This window comes from Streptomyces sp. NBC_00207 (assembly GCF_045160965.1).
Lineage (GTDB): Bacteria > Actinomycetota > Actinomycetes > Streptomycetales > Streptomycetaceae > Streptomyces.
On record NZ_CP130715.1, the window covers coordinates 1,411,571 to 1,432,242 of the forward strand.

Here is a 20,672-nt window from a genome sequence, read left to right on the forward strand (position 1 = left end):
ACGGTCTCCAAGAAAGCGACATCACCCATGAACACCAGCCGGCCGGCCATCGAGGACGTCCTGCCCCTCTCCCCGCTGCAGGAGGGCATGCTCTTCCACTCCGGGTACGACGAGGACTCCAAGCACCTCTACATCGCCCAGTTCACCGTCGACCTGGACGGGACGCTCGACGCGGGACGGCTGCGCCGGGCCGCCGGGGAGCTGCTGCGCCGCCACGCCAACCTGCGGGTGGTCCTCACCCACCGCAAGAACGGCGACCCCGTCCAGGTGGTCCGCCGGGACATGGAGCCGGCCTGGCAGGAGCACGACCTCGGCGCTCTGCCCGCCGGGGCCGCCGCGGAACAGGCCGCGGAGCTGACGGAGGAGGACTGGGCGCAGGGCGTCGACAGCCGCCGCCCGCCGCTGCTGCGGTTCACTCTGCTGCGGCTGGCGGACGACCGGCACCGACTTCTGGTGACGGCTCATCACATCCTGCTGGACGGCTGGTCGTTCGGGCTGCTCTTCCGCGAGCTGTTCACCCTGTACGCGGGTGGCGAGCCGGAGCCGGTGCGGCCCTACCGGGAGTACCTGGCGCACCTCTCGCGCTGCGATCGGCCCGCCGCCGAGGAGGCCTGGCGCACCGCCCTGGCCGGTCTCGACGCGCCCGGCCGGATCGCGGACGGCGCCGGCCGGGTCTCCCCCGGCGCCACCCCCGAGGACGTGGTGGTGCGACTGGACGAGGAGCGGACGGCGGCGCTGACCGCGCGGGCCCGGGAGTGCGGGCTGCTGCTGACCAGCGTGGTCCAGGGCGCCTGGGCGGTGCTCATGGCCCGCGCCACCGGGCAGGACGACGTGGTCTTCGGCCTCACCGTCAGCGGCCGCCCCGCCGAACTGCCGGGTTCGGAGCGGATGATCGGCATGCTGATCAACACCGTGCCCGTGCGGGCCCGGATCGACGCGGCCGCCCCGCTGCGCCGGGTCTGTGCGGAGCTCCAGCGCGAGCGGGCAGAGCTGGTGGACCACGATCACCTGGGGCTGACGGAGATCCAGAAGCTGGCCGGTTCCCCGTCCGCCCTCTTCGACACGAACCTGGTCTTCGAGAACTTCCCGATGAGCGACTACGCGCTCGACCTGCCCGGCTTCGGCCTCGAGGCGCGGATCCGGTTCCGGGACACCACGCACTTCCCGCTGACCCTGGTGGTCGAGCCGGGCGCCGCGCTCGGGCTGCGGCTGAGCCACCACCCCGGGCTCGTCGCCGCCGAGCGGGTGCGGGAGCTGGGCGAGCGGCTGGTGCGGCTGCTGGAGCGGTGGACGGCCGACCCGGACGCGCCGGTGGAGGTCCTGGACGCGCTGACCGCGGCCGAGCGCCACCGGGTCCTGGCCGAGTGGAACGACACCGCCGCCGCCCTCCCGGAGTCGACGCTGACCGCGCTGCTCGCGGAGCAGGCGGCCCGGACCCCGGACGCCACCGCCGTCGTCTTCGAGGGGGAGTCCCTCACCTACCGGGCGCTGGACGAGCGGGCGGGCCGCCTCGCGGACGTGCTCGCGGCCCGCGGCATCGGACCGGAGAGCCTGGTCGCGGTCGCCGTACCGCGCTCCCTCGACCTGATGGTCGCCCTGTGCGGGGTGCTGAAGGCGGGGGCCGCCTACCTGCCCGTCGACCCCGGCCAGCCCGGGGAGCGCAACCTCGGGATCATGGCCGACGCCGCCCCGGCTCTGGTGCTGAGCACCGGCTGGGAGGCGCCGGGGACGCCGACGCTGCGGCTGGACGCCCCGCTCCCCGCGGCGGATCCCGCACCGCGGCCGGTGGTCCTTCCCGACCACCCGGCGTACGCGATCTTCACCTCCGGTTCCACCGACCGCCCCAAGGGCGCGCTGGTCCCGCACCGGGCCATCGTCAACCGGCTGGAGTGGATGCAGCGGGAGTACGGCCTGGGGGCCGGGGACCGGGTGCTGCAGAAGACGCCGAGCGGTTTCGACGTCTCGGTGTGGGAGTTCTTCTGGCCGCTGCTGACCGGGGCGACCCTCGTGGTCGCGAAGCCCGGCGGCCACCAGGACCCCGCCTACCTGGCCGGCCTGATCGCGCGGGAGTCCGTCACCACCGCGCACTTCGTGCCGTCCATGCTCGAGGTGTTCCTGCGCGAGCCCGCCGCGGCGGACGCCCGCTCACTGCGCCGGGTGATCGCCAGTGGCGAGGCGCTGCCCCCGCACACCCAGGACGCCTTCTTCCGGGTCCTGCCCGGCGCGGAGCTGCACAACCTGTACGGCCCGACCGAGGCCGCGGTCGACGTCACGCTCTGGCCCTGCCGGGCCGGGGACGCCGCCGTCCCGATCGGCCGGCCCGCCGCCAACACCCGTACGTACGTCCTGGACGGCCGCCTCGCCCCGGTGGCGCCCGGTACCGCGGGCGAGCTGTACCTGGCCGGCGTGCAGCTGGCCCGCGGCTACCTCGGCCGGCCCGCTCTGACCGCCGACCGGTTCGTGGCCTGCCCCTTCGAGCCGGGGGCCCGCATGTACCGCACGGGCGACCTGGTGCGCTGGCGGGCCGACGGCGTCCTGGAGTACCTGGGCCGCACCGACGACCAGGTCAAGATCCGCGGCTTCCGCATCGAGCCGGGCGAGGTCCAGAGCGCCGCCGCAGGCTGTGCGGGCGTCTCCCACGCGGCGGTCGTCGTCCGCGAGGACCGCCCGGGCGATCCCCGGCTCGTGGCGTACGTGGTGCCCCGCCCGGGCGCCGCGCCGACCCCCGCCGGGGTGCGCGGCGAGCTGGCCGCCGCGCTGCCCGAGCACATGGTCCCGGCCGTGGTCGTGCTGGACGAGCTGCCGGTGACGCCGAACGGCAAGCTCGACCGGCGGGCCCTGCCCGCCCCCGCCCTGCGCACCGGCGGCCGCGGCGGCCGCACCGAGCGGGAGCGGATCCTGACGGGCCTGTTCGCATCGGTGCTGGGCCTGCCCGAGGTGGGCGCCGACGACGACTTCTTCGAGCTGGGCGGCCATTCCCTGCTGGCGATGCGGCTGGTGGCGCAGGTGCGCGGGGCGTTCGGCGCGGAGCTGGGCATCCGTGAGGTGTTCACCGCCCGCACTCCGGCCGCGCTCGCCGCGCTGATCGACGGCGCGGACCGGGCCCGTCCCGCGCTGCGGCCGCAGGCGCGCCCGGCGCAGCTGCCGCTCTCCCCGGCGCAGCGCCGGCTGTGGTTCCTGGACCGGCTCGACGGGCCGAACCCGGCCTACCACAGCGCGGTCGCGCTCCGGCTCGGCGGTCCGCTGGACGTGGAGGCGCTGCGCGGGGCGCTGGCCGACCTGGCCGAGCGGCACGAGATCCTGCGCACCGTCCACCCGGACGCCGGCGGCGAGCCCCGTCAGGTCGTCCTGCCCCCGGCCCCGCCGGCCCTGGAGCTCCTCGACGCGGCCGGCGCGGACATCGACGAGATCGCCGCACGCCCCTTCGACCTGGCCACCGACACGCCCCTGCGGGCCGCGTTGCTGACGGCCGGGCCCGAGAGGCACACGCTGGTGCTGGCCCTGCACCACATCGCCACCGACGGCGAGTCCTGGGGGCCGCTGCTGGGCGACCTCTCGTACGCCTACGCGGCCCGCACGGGCGGCGGCGCCGGGCCGCGCCCGCCGCTGGCCGTGCAGTACGCCGACTACACGCTCTGGCAGCGCGCCCTGCTGGACGGCGCGGCCGAGGAGCAGCTGTCGTACTGGCGCACCGCGCTGGCCGGGCTGCCGGAGGAGCCGGTGCTGCCCACCGACCGGCCCCGGCCCGAGGTGGCCGATCCGGCGGGCGCGGCCGTCGCCTTCGGCCTGGACGCGGCCCTGACCGCGCAGCTGGAGGCGCTGGCCCGGGCCAACGGCTGCACCGTCTTCATGGTGCTCCAGGCCGCGCTGGCGGTGGTGCTGTCCCGGCTCGGCGCGGGGACCGACGTACCCCTCGGCACGGTCGTCGCGGGCCGCTCCGACGAAGCCCTGGACGATCTGGTGGGCTTTTTCGTCAACACCCTGGTCCTGCGCACCGACCTGTCCGGGGACCCGACCTTCGCGGAACTGCTGGAGCGGGTGCGGGAGAGCGATCTGGCGGCCTTCGCCCATCAGGACGTGCCCTTCGAGCAGGTCGTCGAGGCGGTCAACCCGCGGCGCTCGCTCTCCCACCACCCGCTGTTCCAGGTGGCGCTGACGATGCGCCGGGCGGCCGCCGCCGGCCTCGAGCTGCCCGGGCTGACGGCGGTGGCCGAGGAGGTGGACGTACCGCGGGCCGAGTTCGAGCTGGCGCTGCAGTTCACGGAGGCGGCCGGGGCGGGCGAGGGGCTGAGCGCGGTGGCCAAGTACCGTACGGAGCTCTTCGACGAGGCCACCGTGCGCGCCCTCGTGGAGCGGCTGCGCGGGGTCCTGGCGGCGGCGGTACGGGCGCCGCGCGGCCGGGTCTCGGCCCTGGAGGTGCTGCTGCCGCGGGAGCGGCAGCGGCTGCTGGCCGACTGGCAGCCGCCGGCCCCGCCTGGGGCGGGTACGGCGGTGCACCTGGAATTCGCCCGGCGGGCCGCGCTGCACCCGGCCACCGTGGCCCTGGTGTCCGGCCCCGACGCCATCACCTACGGGGAGCTGGACCGGCGCGCCGACCGGCTGGCGGGGCGGCTGGCCGGCCTCGGCGTCACCGCCGAGACCCCGGTGGGGGTGCTGATGGGGCGCTCCCCCGAGGTGGTCGTGGCGATGCTGGCCGTCCTCAAGGCGGGCGGCGCGTACCTGCCGCTGCACACCGGCCAGCCCGCCGCGCGCACCCGGCGGATCCTGGACGCCGCGGGCTGCTCCGTGCTGCTGGTCGACGAGGCGCACGCCGGGCTCGCCCCGGAGGGCGTGCGGACGGTCCCGGCCGGCACGGCGGAGGCCCCCGGCGCTCTCGCGGACGGCGGGAGGTTCACCCCCGCGCCGTGCCCGCCCGGGCAGCTCGCCTACCTGATGCACACCTCGGGCTCGACCGGCGAGCCCAAGGGCGTCGCCGTCACCCACCGGGACGTCCTGGACCTCGTGGCCGACCGCGGCTGGCACACCCGGGGCGCCGAGCGCGTCCTGTTCCACGCGCCGCACGCCTTCGACATCGCCGACTACGAGCTGTGGGTGGCGCTGCTGTCGGGCTGGCAGGTCGTCGTCGCCCCCGAGGGCGAGCCGACGGTCGCCGGGCTGGGCGCCCTGATCCGCGGGGCGGGCATCACCGCCGTGCACCTGACGGCCGGTCTGTTCCGCGTGGTCGCCGAGGAGGACCCCGGCCTGCTGGCTGGCGTCCGCGAGGTGCTGACCGGCGGCGACGTCGTCAGCCCCGCCGCGGTCCGCGCCGTGCTGGCCGCCTGCCCGGACACCGTGGTCCGCCACCTGTACGGGCCCACCGAGGCGACCCTGTGCGCGACCGCCCACCTGATCACCGGCGCCGCGGACGCCGACGGCCCGGTGCCGATCGGCCGCCCCCTGGACGGCACCCGTGCGTACGTGCTGGACGAGCGGATGCGGCTGGTGCCGCCGGGCACCCCGGGCGAGCTGTACCTCGCCGGTGCCGGAGTGGCGCGCGGCTACCACCGACGGCCCGCGGCCACCGCGGAGCGGTTCGTCGCCGACCCGTTCGGCGCGCCCGGGACGCGCATGTACCGCACCGGCGACCTCGCCCGGTGGCGGGCCGACGGGCTGCTGGAGTTCCTCGGCCGGGCCGACGAGCAGGTGAAGGTCCGCGGCTTCCGCGTGGAGCCCGGCGAGGTCGAGGCCGCGCTGGCCGCGTGCCCGGGCGTCCGCCAGGCCGTGGTCGCCGTACGGTCCGCCGCGGACGGCGAGAAGCGGCTGGCCGGGTACGTGGTCGGGGAGGTCTCCGGGCCCTCGGTGCGGCGCCGGCTGGAGCGGCTGCTGCCGGATTACATGCTGCCCGCGTACGTCCTGGTCCTGGACGCGCTGCCGCTGACCCCCAACGGCAAGGTGGACTACCGGGCCCTGCCCGAGCCCGCGCTGCCCGTTTCCGGCGGACGTGCCCCCCGTACGCCCCGGGAGGAGATCCTGGCGGGGCTCTTCGCCGAGGTGCTCGGCCTCGACGCGGTCGCCGCCGATGCGGGCTTCTTCGACCTGGGCGGCCACTCGCTGCTGGCGACCCGGCTGGTCAGCCGGATCCGTACGGCCCTCGGGGTCGAGCTGTCGCTGCGCGACGTCTTCCGCGCGCAGACCGTGGCCGCCCTCGCGGAGCTGGCCGGGAGGGCCGACCGGGCACGGCCGCCGCTGCGCCGTGCGGAGCCCGGGCAGGGCGCGCCGCTGTCCTCGGCGCAGCACCGGCTGTGGTTCGCGCACCAGGCGGAGGGCCCGTCCGGCCACCACAACGTGCCCTTCGCCTACCGGCTGCGGGGTCCGCTGGACGCTCCGGCGCTGCGTGCGGCGCTCGGGGACGTGGTGGCCCGGCACGAGGTGCTGCGGACCGTCTTCGACGAGTGCGGGGGCGAGCCGGTGATCCGGCTGCTGGAGGGTGCGGCGGCCGAGGTGCCGCTGGAGGTCCTCGCCGTCGCGGAGGCCGGTGCCGTCGCGGACGCGGTACGGGAGGTGACGGGCCACTGCTTCGACATCTCGGCCGAACTGCCGCTGCGGGCGCGGCTGCTGGAGCTGGGGCGGGAAGAGTGGGTGCTGGTGCTGGTGGTGCACCACATCGCCACCGACGGCTGGTCGTGGGGGCCGCTCCTGGCCGACCTGGCCACCGCCTACGCCGCCCGCCTGGCGGGCGCGGTGCCCGCTTTCGAGCCGCTGCCCGTGCAGTACCGGGACCACACCGTCTGGCAGCGGTCCGTGCTCGGCGCGGACGGCGTCCCGGACGCGCTGATCACCCGTCAGCTCGGCTTCTGGGCCAAGGAGCTGGCCGGCGCCCCGGCCGAGCTGGCCCTGCCCTACGACCGGCCCCGCCCGGAGGTGGCGAGCTTCGCGGGCGGCTCCGTCCCCGTCGAGCTGGACGCGGAGCTGCACGGACGGCTGCTGGAACTGGCCCGGCAGCACGGCTGCACCCTCTTCATGGTCCTCCAGGCCGGCCTGTCGGTGCTCCTGTCCCGCCTCGGGGCCGGCACGGACATCCCGATCGGGACCGTCGTCGCGGGCCGCACGGACGAGGCGCTGGACGACCTCGTCGGCTTCTTCGTCAACACCCTGGTCCTGCGCACCGACCTCTCCGGAGACCCGGCCTTCACGGACCTCCTCGCCCGGGTCCGGGAGAGCGACCTCGCCGCCTACGCCCACCAGGACGTGCCCTTCGAGCGGGTCGTGCTGGGGGTGAACCCGGAGCGGTCCCTGGCCCGGCACCCGCTCTTCCAGGTGCTGCTCCAGGTGCAGAACGAGCCGCCCGCCCTGCCCCGCCTCACGGGCCTCACGGCGGAGCCGCACCCCGTCGAGTGGGCGGTGTCCAAGTTCGACCTCGGCGTGGACCTCGGGGAGCAGCGCGCCACCGACGGCACCCCGCTGGGCCTCACCGGGGAACTCACCTACGCCACCGAGCTGTTCGACCGTTCGAGCGCCGAGCGGCTGGCGGCGGACCTGGCCCGGGTGCTGCGCGGTCTCGCGGCCGCCCCGGAGCGGACGGTCGGATCGGTCGACGGTCCGACCCCGCGCACGGCCTCGGCCGCCCCCGCCGCGCCGGAGCCGGCCGCGGACCCGGGCGGCAGCACCGAGGACCGCGTCCGCGCCCTGTACGCCGAGGTCCTCGACCGGGACGAGGTCGGCCCGGACGACAACTTCTTCGCCCTGGGCGGCCACTCCCTGCTGGTCACCCGGCTGATCAGCCGGATCCGGGCCGAACTCGGCCGGGAGCTGAAGATCCGCCAGCTCTTCCAGCACCCGACCCCGGCCCGCACCGCCGCCCTGCTCACCGACGCGCCGAAGGCCCGTCCCACGCTCCGCCGCTCCGCCGGTGCCTGAGCCGTCCCCCGCCCCGCGCCCCACCCCGCACGCCCCCGGAGGTCCTGTGTTTCCCGTTTCGTTCGCCCAGCGGCGGCTGTGGTTCCTCAACCAGCTCGGCGAGACCGGCGCCGCGTACAACTGCCCGCTCACCACCCGGCTGCGCGGTCCGCTGGATCCGCAGGCGCTGGCCGCGGCCCTCGGCGACCTGACCGGGCGGCACGAGGTGCTGCGGACGGTCTTCCCCGAGGTGGACGGCGAGCCCGTGCAGCAGATCACCGACCGGGCGCCGGAGCTGCCCGTCGTCCGCCTCGGCGAGGCGGAGCTCGCCGGCGCGCTGGCCGCCGAGGCCGGGCACGTCTTCGACCTCACCGCCGAACTCCCGGTGCGGGCCCGCCTCTTCGCCCTGGGCGACGAGGAGTGGGTGCTGGCGCTGGTGATCCACCACATCGCCACCGACGGCTGGTCCTGGGGGCCGCTCCTGACCGACCTGGCCGCCGCCTATTCCGCCCGGTGCGAGGGCGGGGCGCCCGCCTTCGAGCCACTGCCGGTGCAGTACCGGGACTACACGCTGTGGCAGCGCGAGCTGCTGGGCACGGAGGACGACCCGGAGAGCCTGCTCTCCGAGCAACTGGCCTTCTGGAGGCGGGAACTGGCCGGATCCCCGGCCGAACTGGCCCTGCCCGCCGACCGGCCGCGCCCCGCGGTGGCGAGCTTCGCGGGCGGCTCCGTCCCCGTCGAGCTGGACGCGGAGCTGCACGGACGGCTGCTGGAACTGGCCCGGCAGCACGGCTGCACCCTCTTCATGGTCCTCCAGGCCGGCCTGTCGGTGCTCCTGTCCCGCCTCGGCGCCGGCACCGACATCCCGATCGGGACCGTCGTCGCGGGCCGCACTGACGAGGCCCTGGACGACCTCGTCGGCTTCTTCGTCAACACCCTCGTCCTGCGCACCGACCTCTCCGGAGACCCGGCCTTCACCGAGCTCCTCGCCCGGGTCCGGGAGAGCGACCTCGCCGCCTTCGAGCACCAGGACGTGCCCTTCGAGCAGGTCGTCGAGGCGGTCAACCCCGAGCGGTCCCTCGCCCGCCACCCCCTCTTCCAGGTGATGACGACCCTGGACAGCGGCGAGGGCCCCGCCTTCGCCCTGCCTGGCCTGGAGAGCGCGGAGCAGCCCGCCGCCTGGGACGTCGCCAAGTTCGACCTCACCGTCGACTTCCAGGAGGCGTGGGACCCGGCCGGCGCCCCGGCCGGGATCGGCGGAGCCCTGGAGTACGCGACCGACCTGTTCGACCGGGCCACCGCCGAGGACCTTGCGGCCGCCCTCGCCCGGGTGCTGGAGCACCTCGCCGCCGACCCCGCCGCCCCGGTCGGGCAGGCCGACCCGCTCTCCGCCGAGCAGCGCGCCCTGGTCCTGTCCGGCTGGAACGACACGGCCGCGCCGGTGCCCGCGGGGACCCTGCCCGAGCTGTTCGAGGAGCGGGCCGCCCGCACCCCCGGCGCGACCGCCCTGGTCTTCCGGGACACCGCGCTGACCTTCGCCGAACTCGACGCCCGCGCCGACGCGCTGGCGCACCGGCTCGCCGGGCACGGGGTCGGCCCGGAGCACCTGGTGGCCCTGGCCCTGCCCCGGTCCGCCGACTCCGTCGTGGCGCTGCTCGCGGTGCTCAAGGCGGGCGCCGCCTTCGTCCCCGTCGACACGGACTACCCGGCCGAGCGGATCGCCCGGCTGCTGGCCACCACGACCACCGTCGTCACCGACGCCGCGACCGCCCCGGGGCTCCCGGACACCGGCGCCGTCCGCGTCCTCGTCGACGCGCCGGGCCCGGTCCCGGCGGGCGCCGCCGGTCCCGTCCCGGGCCGCCGGATCCTGTCCGGCAGCGCCGCGTACGTGATCCACACCTCGGGGTCGACCGGCGAGCCCAAGGGCGTCGTCATCGACCACGCGGGGCTGCGCAACCTGTACGCCTTCCACCGGGCCGGGGTCATCGCCCGCGCGGAGGAGCTGCACGGCGGGCGCCGGATGCGCATGGCGCTGACGGCCGCGCTGTCCTTCGACACGTCGTGGGAGGGGCTGCTGTGGATGGTGGCCGGGCACGAGCTCCACCTCGTCGACGACGACACCCGCCGCGACGCGGCCGCCCTGGTCCGGCACATCGCCCGAGCCGGCATCGACGCCCTCGACGTCACCCCGACCTACGCCGAACAGCTCGTCGAGGAGGGCCTGCTGGACGATCCCGCGCACCGGCCCAAGGTGCTGCTGCTCGGCGGCGAGGCGGCGGGCGCGGCCCTGTGGACCCGGGTCCGGGCCGCCGGGGGGATGCTCTGCCACAACCTGTACGGGCCCACCGAGTGCAGCGTCGACACGCTGTGGTGGGACGCCGCCCTCAGCGAGGAGCCGCTGGTGGGCCGCCCGCTCGCCAACACCCGGGCGTACGTGCTGGACGCCGGGCTGCGGCCGGTCGCCCCGGGCGTCCCGGGCGAGCTGTACCTGGCCGGACCGAGCCTGGCCCGCGGCTACCTGAACCGGCCCTCGCTCACCGCGGGCCGCTTCGTGGCCTGCCCGTTCGAGGACGGGGCCCGCATGTACCGCACGGGCGACCTGGTCCGCTGGGACCGCGAGGGCCGCATCGAGTACCTCGGCCGCGCCGACGACCAGGTCAAGATCCGCGGCTTCCGCATCGAACCCGGCGAGATCGAGGCCTGCCTGCGGGCCTGCCCGGAGGTGGCGCAGGCCGCGGTGCTCGCCCGGGACGGCGGGCCCGCCGGGAAGCGCCTCGTGGCGTACGTGGTGGCGGCCGCGGGCCGCACCGCCGAGCCGGGCGCGCTGCGCGGGCGGCTCGCCGCGCAGCTGCCGGACCACATGGTGCCCTCGGCCTTCGTGGTCCTGGAGGCCTTCCCGATGAACCGGAACGGCAAGCTGGACCGGGCGGCGCTGCCCGCGCCGGACTTCGGCGCGCTGCTCTCCTCCCGCGCCCCGCGCGGGCCGCGCGAGGAGCTCCTCGCGGAGCTGTTCGCGCAGGTGCTGGGGCTGCCGTCGGTGGGCGCCGAGGACAACTTCTTCGAGCTGGGCGGCCATTCGCTGCTCGCGACCCGGCTGCTCTCGCGGATCCGCGCCGTCCTGGGCGGCGACCTGGGCATCCGCCAGCTGTTCCAGCACCCGACGGTGGCCGGGCTGGCCGCCTGCCTGGCGCAGGGCTCCGCTGCCGGGGCGGCCCCCCGTCCGGCCCTGATCGCGGCGGCGGAGCGGCCCGATGCCCCGCCGCTGTCGGCCGCCCAGCGCCGGCTGTGGTTCCTGAGCCGGGCGGGCCAGTCCGCCGGCTACCACTGCCCGTTCGCGCTGCGGCTGCGCGGCCCGCTGGACACCGCGGCGCTGGCCGCGGCCCTGGGCGACGTCACCGACCGGCACGAGGCCCTGCGCACGGTGTTCCCGGAGGCCGCGGGCGAGCCGTACCAGCGGGTGCTGCCCGCCGGGGGCGGCGTGCCCCTGGACCTGGTGGAGTGCGGTCCGGAGGGGACCTCCGGGGCCCTCGACGCGCTGCTGGCCCGCCCGTTCGACCTGGCCGCGCGGCCCCCCGTACGGGCGGCGCTGCTCGCGGCCGGCCCGCAGGAGTGGGTGCTGGCCCTGGTGGTGCACCACATCGCGCTCGACGGGTGGTCCTGGGGGCCGCTGTTCCGGGACCTGTCCGAGGCGTACGCCGCCCGGTGCGCGGGCGCCGCGCCCGCCTTCGAACCGCTGCCGGTGCAGTACGCCGACTACACGCTGTGGCAGCGGGAGCTGCTCGGCGCGCAGGACGACCCCGCGAGCCCACTCTCCCGCCAACTCTCCTTCTGGACCGGCGCACTGGCCGGTGCCCCGGCCGAGCTGGCGCTGCCCTACGACCGGCCGCGCCCGGCGGTGGCGGACTTCGCGGGCGGCTCCGTCCCCGTCGGCCTGGACGCCGAACTGCACGCACGGCTGCTGGAACTGGCCCGCGAGCACGGCTGCACCCTCTTCATGGTGGTGCAGGCGGCGCTGGCCGTGACCCTGTCCCGGCTCGGCGCGGGGACCGACGTACCGATCGGGACGCCCGTCGCGGGCCGTACGGACGAGGCCCTGGACGACCTCGTCGGCTTCTTCGTCAACACCCTCGTCCTGCGCACCGACGTCTCGGGCGATCCGACCTTCGCCGAACTCCTGGGCCGGATCCGGGAGACCGACCTCGCGGCGTACGAACACCAGGACGTGCCCTTCGAGCGGGTCGTGGAGGCGGTCAACCCCGAGCGGTCCCTCGCCCGCCACCCCCTCTTCCAGGTGCTGCTCCAAGTGCAGGACGGCGAGGACGGGACGCTCGTGCTGCCCGGCCTCGAGGTCCGCCCCGAGCCGTTCCGCTTCGACGTCGCCCAGTTCGACCTGACCCTGGACGTCCAGGAGCACCGGGACGCCGAGGGCCGCCCCGCCGGTATCTCGGGCTTCCTGGAGTACGCGGCCGAGCTGTTCGACCACGCCACCACCGAGGACCTCGCCGCGGCCCTGGTACGGATGGTCCGGCTGCTCGCGGCGGCGCCGGAGCTGCCGGTCGGCGCCGCCGACCCGCTGACCCCCGAGGCCCGCCGGCGGGTGCTGACGGAGTGGAACGACACCGCGCTGCCGGTGCCGGACGCCACCGTGCCCGAGCTGTTCGCGGCGCAGGCCGCCCGCACCCCGGACGCGACCGCGCTGGTGCACGGCGCCGAGCGGATCGGCTTCGCCGCCCTCGACGCCTGGTCCGACCGGCTCGCCCGGCGTCTCGTCCGGGACGGGGCGGGTCCGGAGCGGGTGGTGGCCATCGCCCTGCCGCGCTCCCCGGCGGCGGTGGCCGCGATCCTGGCCGTCCTCAAGGCCGGTGCGGCGTTCGTCCTGGTGGACACCGGATACCCGGCCGAGCGGATCGCGCACATGCTGGCCGACTCCGCCCCGGCACTGCTGGTCACGGACTCCGCGACCGCCCCGCTGGTGCCGGTACAGGTCCCGCTCGTCCTCACCGACGAGGCGGCCGACGAGGACACAGCCGCCGCCTCCGCGCCCGGTGCCGCGCCGCTGCCGCGCCCCCGCCCGGGCGACGCCGCGTACGTCGTGTACACCTCGGGGTCCACGGGCCGGCCCAAGGGCGTCGTCGTCGACCACGCGGCGCTGCGCAACCTGTACGCCTTCCACCGCGCCCACACCATGGCCGAGACGGAACGGACCGCGGCCGGACAGCAGTTGCGGGTGGCCCTGCTGGCCTCCCTGTCCTTCGACGCCTCCTGGGACGCCCTGATGTGGATGGTGGCCGGGCACGAACTCCACCTGATCGACGACGCCGTGCGCCGCGACTCCGCCGCCTTCGTCCGGCACGTCGCCGACGCCGCCCTCGACGTCGTCGACACCACCCCGACGCACGCCGAGCAGCTGATCGAGGAGGGCCTGCTCGACGCCCCGCCGCGGCTGCTGCTGATCGGCGGGGAGGCCGCGGGCGAGGGGCTGTGGAGCCGGCTGCGCGCCACGGAGGGGATGCGCGCCTACAACCTGTACGGCCCCACCGAGTGCACGGTCGACGCCCTGTGGTGGGACACCGCGCGCAGCGGGCGCCCGCTCATCGGCACTCCCGTCGCCAACACCCGCGCCTACGTGCTCGACGCGGCGCTGCGCCCCGTGGCACCGGGGGTGCCCGGCGAGCTGTACCTGGCGGGTGCCGGGCTGGCTCGGGGCTACCTGCGGCGCCCGGGGACGACGGCGGAGCGGTTCGTGGCCTGCCCGTTCGAGGACGGCGCCCGCATGTACCGCACCGGCGACCTGGTCCGCCGGGACCGCGAGGGCCGCATCGACTACCTCGGCCGCGCCGACGACCAGGTCAAGATCCGCGGCTTCCGCATCGAACCCGGCGAGATCGAGGCCGCGCTCGCGGCGGCGCCCGGGGTGGACCGGGCCGCGGTGACCGTACGGGAGGACGGCCCCGGCGGTGCGAAGCGGCTGGTCGGGTACGTGGTCCCGGCCCCCGGCGGCGACGGCGGCACGGGCTCCGCGGTGGACGCGGCGGACTTGCGCGCCCATCTGGCGGGGACGCTCCCGGCGCACATGGTGCCGTCGGCGTTCGTCGTGCTCGACGCCTTCCCGCGGACCCCGAACGACAAGCTCGACCGGGCCGCGCTGCCCGCGCCGGAGCCCGGCGCGGCCGGGGACGGCCGTGTGCGCCGGGCGCCGCGCAGCCGGCGGGAGGAGGTCCTGGCGGGCCTGTTCGCCGAGGTGCTGGGGCTGCCCGCGGACGCCGTCGGCTCCCACGACGGCTTCTTCGACCTGGGCGGCCACTCCCTGCTGGCGGCCCGGCTGATGGCCCGGGTGCGCGAGGCGCTGGGCGAGGAGCTCGGGGTCCAGGACCTGTTCGCCGCGCCCACGGTCGCCGCTCTCGCCGCCCGCTCCGGCGGCGCGGTCCCCCACGGGGACGCCGACCCGCTGGCGCCGCTGGTCACGCTGCGCACGGGGGCGCCCGGCGCGCCCGCCCTGTTCTGCATCCACCCGGGCGCGGGCACCGGCTGGGTGTACCGGGGGCTGCTGGAGCACCTGGACCCGCAGCGGTCCGTACACGCCCTGCAGTCGCGGGCGCTGAGCGAGCCGGGGGCACGGCCCGGGAGCGTCGCGGAGATGGCCGCGGAGTACGCGGCGCGGATCCGCACGGTGCAGCCGCACGGCCCGTACCACCTGCTGGGCTGGTCCTTCGGGGCGGTGGTCGCGCACGAGGTGGCCGTGACGCTCCAGCAGGACGGCGAGGAAGTGGCCGGGCTCACCCTGCTGGACGGGTATCCGGCGGCCCCCGGCGAGACGGCGGCCCCGGCCGCGGACCCGCTGCGGGACCTGCTGGAATCGCTCGGCTATCCGCCGCGGGAGGAGTGCGGCGCGGCCGGAGGGGGTCCGCTGACCCTCGCCGAGCTGGTGTCGGCGGCCGCCGCCGAGGAGGGCCCGCTGTCGGTCTTCGACGGGGAGACCGTCGCCGCCCTGGGCGAGGCCTACGTCCACCACGACCGGCTGGCCGCCGCCCACCGTCCCCGGGTGTTCCGGGGCGGGGTGACGCTGGCCGCCGCCGCCCACGAACCGGACGCGCCCGGGCCGCGGGTGTGGGAGCCGTACGCCACCGGCCCGGTCGCCCACCACGAAGTGCCCTGCGGACACGGCGAGATGATGGCGCCCAAGCCCGCCGCCGAAATCGCCGCGCTGCTGGGCGAGGGCACGGTGGGCCGGTGAGCGCCGGTCGCGGCGCGCTGCGCCGCCGGGACTTCCGGCTGCTGTGGGCGGGCGAGTCCGTGAGCCAGTTCGGAAGCGCGGCCACCCGGGTGCTGCTGCCGCTGATCGCGGTGGAAACGCTGGACGCGGGGCCTCTGACCATGGGGGTGCTGAACGCCGCGGCCTGGGTGCCGTGGCTGCTGTTCGGGCTGCCCGTGGGGGCGTGGACCGACCGGATGCGCCGCCGGCCGGTGATGATCGTGTGCAACGCGGCGTCGGCGCTGCTGATGCTGTCGCTGACCGCGACGGTCTGGCTAAATGTCCTGACGACCACTCAGCTGATGCTGGTGGCCGTCCTGGCGGGCACCGCCGACGTGTTCTTCCGGGCCGCCTACAGCGCGTACCTGCCGACCGTGCTGCCGCACGAGGAGCTCGCCGACGGCAACGCCCGCCTCCAGACCAGCGAATCGGTCGCGGAGGTCATCGCACCGGGGGTGGGCGGCGCGCTGGCCCAGGCCGGGAGCGCGGCGGCCGGTTTCCTCGCCGACGGGCTGAGCTTCCTGGTCTCGGCGGCGCTGCTGCTGCGGATCCGGACCCCGGAGGGCCCGCCGCGCGGTGAGGAACGAGCCGCTGCCAAGCGGTCGTTGGTCAAGGAGATCCGCGCGGGCGTGGCCTTCCTCGTCCGGGATCCGTTCCTGCGGACGATCCTGCTGTGCGACGCCGCGATGAACCTGTTCCTGGCCGGGGCGCAGTCCCTGTCGATCCTGTTCCTGAGCCGGACGGTGGGCGCGCCGGGCGCGCTGATCGGTGTCCTGATCGCCCTGGCCGGGCTGGGCGGGGTCCTCGGCGCGGTGGTCTCGCCGCGACTGGTCCGCCGGTTCGGGACGGCCCGGGCGGTCCTGCTGTGCGCCTTCTGCGGGGGCCCGTTCGGTCTGCTGATCCCGCTCACCACGGACGGGGCCGGGCTGCTGGCCTTCCTGGTCGGGGAGTTCTGCCTGATGACCGGGGTGGTCGCCGGAAACGTCATCATCGTGAGCTTCCGGCAGGCGTACTGCCCGCCGGACATGCTGGGCCGGGTCGGCTCCACCATCCGCTTCGTGATGTACGGGACGATCCCCGTCGGCAGCCTCCTCGGCGGCGCCCTCGGCACCCTCCTCGGCGAACGCGACGCCCTGTGGCTCCTCTACGGCGGCAACGCGCTGTGCGCGCTGCTCCTCCTGACGGGCCCGCTCCGCGCCGGGAAGGACCTCCCGACGGTCCCGGAGCCGGCCAGGGAGGAGGACGGAGTCGCCCCGTGAGCGACCCGGTCACCGGGCCCGGCCCCGGCGGCCAGGTGCCGGTGACCTGGCCCGGTGCCACGCCCGAGACCCCGTCTGCCGGTCGTTGCGGGGTGGGCTCCCCTACCGTCGAGGTGAGTGGCGCGCAGTCGGCGTGCTGCAAGAACACCGCTCGAGAGTCACCCGTCAACGTCACCGGGAGATACGCATGAAGATGCTGATCAACAGTCCGCAGACCGTGGTCGCCGACGCCCTGCGGGGGATGGCCGCCGCCCATCCCGAGCTGGACGTCGACGTGGAGCGGCGGGTCGTCGTACGGCGGGACGCGCGGGACGGCGGACGGGTCGGGGTGGTGTCCGGGGGCGGGTCCGGGCACGAGCCGCTGCACGCCGGGTTCGTGGGGTACGGGATGCTGTCGGCCGCGTGCCCCGGCGAGGTGTTCACCTCGCCGGTGCCCGACCAGATGATGCGGGCCGCCGCGGCCGTGGACTCCGGTCAGGGGGTGCTGTTCGTCGTCAAGAACTACACCGGGGACGTGCTCAACTTCCAGATGGCCGCCGAGCTGGCCGAGGAGGACGGCCTGCGGATCGAGCGCGTCCTGGTCGACGACGACGTCGCCGTGACCGACAGCCTCTACACGGCCGGGCGGCGCGGCACCGGGGCCACCCTGTTCGTCGAGAAGATCGCCGGGGCGGCCGCCGAGGAGGGGGCGCCGCTGGAACAGGTCGCGGCGATCGCCCGCCGGGTCAACGCCTCCTCGCGGAGCTTCGGGGTGGCGCTGAGCGCCTGCACCACGCCCGCGAAGGGCAGCCCGACCTTTGATCTGCCCGACGGGCAGCTGGAGTTGGGCATCGGGATCCACGGCGAGCCGGGCCGGGAGCGGCGGGCGATGATGCCGGCCGGGGAGATCGCGGACATCGCGGTGGGAGCCGTACTGGAGGAGCTGGCTCAGGTGGGTCCGGCGGACGGGCCGGTGCTGGCGCTGGTCAACGGGATGGGGGCGACGCCGCTGCTGGAGCTGTACGGGTTCCACGCGGAGGTGGCCCGGGTGCTGGCCGCGCGGGGGGTGCGGGTGGCCCGGGCGCTCGTGGGGAACTACGTCACGTCGCTGGACATGGCGGGGTGTTCGGTGACGCTGTGCCGGGCCGACGAGGAACTGCTGCGGCTGTGGGACGCGCCCGTCCAGACCGCCGCGCTGCGGTGGGGCCGCTGACCGTATGGTGGCGGTGGGACTGGCCAGACCGATGCGAGGCGAGGAGATCCGGTGCGCGATGCAGACTTCTTCCGGCGCTGGATGGCGGCCGCCGCGGCCGCGGTCGAGCGGGAGGCGGACCGGCTGACGGAGCTCGACTCCCCCATCGGGGACGCCGACCACGGGAGCAATCTGCTCCGCGGTTTCACGGCGGTGCTCCCGGCTCTGGAGGCGGAGTCCCCCGAGGCACCGGGTGCGGTCCTGCAGCTGGCCGGAAGGACGCTCATCTCCACGGTCGGCGGGGCGTCGGGGCCCCTGTACGGGACGCTGCTGCGGCGCACCGGCAAGGCGCTCGGGGAGGCGGCCGAGGTCTCCGACACGGAGCTGCGCGAGGCCCTGTACGCGGGGGTGGCCGCGGTGGCGCAGCTGGGCGGGGCGGCGCCGGGTGACAAGACGATGCTGGACGCGCTGGTGCCGGCGGTGACCGCGCTGAGCACGTCGTACCGGGCGGCCGCGGACGCGGCGGAGAACGGGGCGCTGGCGACGGTCCCGCTGCAGGCGCGCAAGGGCCGGGCCAGCTACCTGGGCGAGCGGAGCATCGGGCACCAGGATCCGGGGGCGACCTCGTCGGCGTTGCTGTTCAGGGCGCTGGCGGACGTGGCGGAGCCGGTGGGGGGCCCGCGGTGACGGGCCCGGAGGCGAGCCCCGCGTTGGTGGGCATCGTGCTGGTGTCGCACAGTGCGCCGGTCGCGGAGTCGGTGGCCGAGCTGGCGCGCGGCCTGGCCGCGGGCGGCCCCCTGGCCCCGGTGGCCGCGGCGGGCGGCACCGCCGCCGGCGGGCTCGGCACGAGCGCGGAGCTGATCGTCGCGGCCGCGCGTGAGGTGGACCGGGGCGCCGGGGTCGCGCTGCTGGTGGACCTGGGCAGCTCGGTGCTGACGGTGAAGGCCCTCCTCCTGGAGGACGAACTCCCGCCGGACTCCCGCCTGGTGGACGCGCCGTTCGTGGAGGGCGCGGTGGCGGCCGTGGTGGCCGCCTCCAGCGGTCTGCCCCTGTCGGCGGTGGCCTCGGCCGCCACCGAGGCCTACGCCTACCGCAAGACCTGACCCCCTGCCCCGGGGCCGAGGCGGCCGGGGCCCGGGGCCGCACGGGCCCGGGCCGTCGGACCGCCGGAGACTACGGGCGGCCGCGGAGGGTTTCGATCTCGCGGCGTTCGCGCTTCGTCGGGCGGCCCGCGCCGCGGTCGCGGATGCCGACCACGGCGGCCTCCACGGGGGTCGGCGGCGGCGGGCTCTTGTCGATCAGGCACTCCGCGGCGGCGGGGGCGCCCACCCGCTTGGACACGGGCCGCTTCACCACCACGATCCGCTCGCGCCCCGCGTGGAAGAGCCGTACCTCGTCACCCGCGCGCACGGCCTGCGCCGGCTTCGCACGCTCCCCGTTGACCTTCACATGGCCCGCCCGGCAGGCGGTCGCCGCGATCGAGCGGGTCTTCGTCAGACGCACGGACCAGATCCACGCATCGACCCGCACCGTGCCCGATTCCGTTCCCGTTACCTCATCTGCCATGCCCCGACTCTAGCGAGGCGGGCAGGGCAGAGCGGAACGACTTTTGGCAGATACACCAAGAGGCATGGCATCTGCCATAGAGATCAGCCCAACAGAATTGCAAACGCGCCATCCGTGCGCCTACCTTGTCGCACATGCAGTCCTACACCATCGGACAGGCGGCGCGCCTGCTGGGCGTCAGCCCGGACACCGCGCGCCGCTGGGCCGACGCAGGCCGGGTCGTGACCCATCGCGACGAAGGCGGCCGACGCCTGATCAACGGCCGTGACCTGGCGGCCTTCTCCGTCGAGGTGGGTCAGGGCGCACACACCGAGGACGGAGAGCCGTACACCTCGGCACGCAACGCCTTCCCCGGCATCGTCACCGCCGTCAAGCTCGGCGACGTGGCCGCCCAGGTCGAGATCCAGGCAGGTCCCCACCGCCTGGTCTCGCTGCTCACCCGCGAGGCCGTCGAGGAGCTCGGACTGGAGGTCGGCATGCAGGCCACCGCCCGCGTGAAGTCCACCAGCGTGCACATCGACCGCACCTGACCCGGACGAACGACGGAACCCGGAAGCCCCGCCCACCGGCCCACCGGCCCCGCGCGTACCCGCCGTCCGCCGGGGTCCCCGGCACCACCCGCTCGGCACCGCCGAACGTCCCCACCCGCTCCGCCCGTCCCCGGCGCGGGTCACCACCGCGCGGAACCGGCACCCTGCCGGCCGCCGACCCGACCGAGGAGCCTCTGCTCATGTTCCCGACCCTGACCCGCCGCCGTGCCGCGGCCGCCGCGCTGGCCGCCGCCCTGCTCGTGCCCCTGGCCGCCTGCGGCAAGGGGGACGACAAGCCCACCGCCGGTTCCACGCCCGGCTCCGCCCAGCCCAAGGCCGCGAACCTCACCGTCCTCGCCGCCTCCTCCCTCACCGACGTCTTCAAGACCGCGGGCGCCGAGTACGAGAAGACCCACCCCGGCACGAAGATCACCTTCTCCTTCGCCGGTTCGCAGGAGCTCGCCGCGCAGGTCAAGCAGGGCGCCCCGGCCGACGCGCTGGTGACCGCCGACACCAAGACCATGGACGGGCTGAAGGCCGAGACCGGCGACGCCACGGTCATCGCCAAGAACCGCCTGGTCATCGCGGCCGGCAAGGGCAATCCGTTCAAGATCGACGAGCTGAAGGACCTGGCCGACTCCAAGCTCAAGGTCGTGCTCGCCGCGCCCGAGGTCCCGGTCGGCCGCTACAGCAAGCAGATCCTCGACGCCCAGAAGATCGAGGTGAAGCCGGTCTCCCAGGAGCCCAACGTCCGCGCCGTGCTGAGCAAGGTCGAGCTGGGCGAGGCCGACGCCGGCCTCGTCTACAAGACCGACTCCGCCAAGTCCGGCGACAAGGTCGTCACGGTGGACATCCCGGACGAGCAGAACGCCGTGGCCTCCTACCCGGCCGCCACGCTGAAGCAGTCCAAGAACGCCGAGGCCGCGGCCGCGTTCGTGGCCTGGCTGAGCACTCCCGAGGCCCGGAAGATCCTCCAGGACGCGGGCTTCCAGAAGGTCTGAGCGCCGCCGGCGCCGGCA

General features: G+C 75.9%; 9 protein-coding genes. 8 read left to right on the top strand and 1 reads right to left on the bottom strand.

Translation table 11 applies throughout. The features are described 5' to 3' along the window. The first annotated feature begins 27 nt into the window (after positions 1-27). From OG472_RS07085 to OG472_RS07110, 6 genes are all read left to right on the top strand, one after another. Positions 28-7,896, top strand: a complete 7,869-nt coding sequence (locus OG472_RS07085) for an amino acid adenylation domain-containing protein (protein WP_405941151.1) — start codon at positions 28-30, stop codon at positions 7,894-7,896. Positions 7,897-7,942: 46 nt separating this feature from the next. Continuing rightward, positions 7,943-15,109 (top strand): amino acid adenylation domain-containing protein, encoded by a 7,167-nt coding sequence (locus tag OG472_RS07090; protein WP_405941152.1) that lies wholly within the window; start codon positions 7,943-7,945, stop codon positions 15,107-15,109. After that, the gene (locus OG472_RS07095) at positions 15,106-16,386 is read left to right on the top strand and encodes an MFS transporter (RefSeq protein ID WP_405941153.1); all 1,281 of its coding nucleotides are present in this window, start codon (positions 15,106-15,108) and stop codon (positions 16,384-16,386) included. The genes OG472_RS07090 and OG472_RS07095 overlap by 4 nt, the downstream gene beginning before the upstream one ends. A gap of 187 nt (positions 16,387-16,573) precedes the next feature. Next, the gene (dhaK, locus tag OG472_RS07100; RefSeq protein WP_405828550.1) at positions 16,574-17,578 is read left to right on the top strand and encodes a dihydroxyacetone kinase subunit DhaK; all 1,005 of its coding nucleotides are present in this window, start codon (positions 16,574-16,576) and stop codon (positions 17,576-17,578) included. Between the two features lie 51 nt (positions 17,579-17,629). Then, complete coding sequence (gene dhaL, locus OG472_RS07105; protein ID WP_401603778.1) at positions 17,630-18,244, top strand: dihydroxyacetone kinase subunit DhaL; 615 nt, start codon at positions 17,630-17,632, stop codon at positions 18,242-18,244. Then, positions 18,241-18,660: a PTS-dependent dihydroxyacetone kinase phosphotransferase subunit DhaM gene (locus tag OG472_RS07110; RefSeq protein ID WP_401603781.1), complete on the top strand. Its 420-nt coding sequence runs from the start codon at positions 18,241-18,243 to the stop codon at positions 18,658-18,660. Before dhaL ends, OG472_RS07110 begins: the two co-directional genes overlap by 4 nt. Positions 18,661-18,730: 70 nt before the next feature. Here OG472_RS07110 and OG472_RS07115 read toward each other — a convergent pair whose 3' ends face one another. Then, on the bottom strand, positions 18,731-19,123 hold the full coding sequence (locus OG472_RS07115) for an RNA-binding S4 domain-containing protein (protein WP_401603782.1): 393 nt from the start codon (positions 19,121-19,123) through the stop codon (positions 18,731-18,733). Between the two features lie 134 nt (positions 19,124-19,257). Between OG472_RS07115 and OG472_RS07120 the strand changes: the two genes are divergently transcribed. Together OG472_RS07120 and modA are read left to right on the top strand one after the other, a co-directional pair. After that, positions 19,258-19,653 carry a helix-turn-helix transcriptional regulator gene (locus tag OG472_RS07120; RefSeq protein WP_326593088.1) on the top strand — a complete coding sequence of 132 codons (396 nt, stop codon included), beginning with the start codon at positions 19,258-19,260 and terminating at the stop codon, positions 19,651-19,653. A 200-nt stretch (positions 19,654-19,853) separates the two neighbouring features. Then, positions 19,854-20,654, top strand: a complete 801-nt coding sequence (gene modA, locus OG472_RS07125) for a molybdate ABC transporter substrate-binding protein (RefSeq protein ID WP_405941154.1) — start codon at positions 19,854-19,856, stop codon at positions 20,652-20,654. The last annotated feature ends 18 nt before the right edge of the window (positions 20,655-20,672 follow it).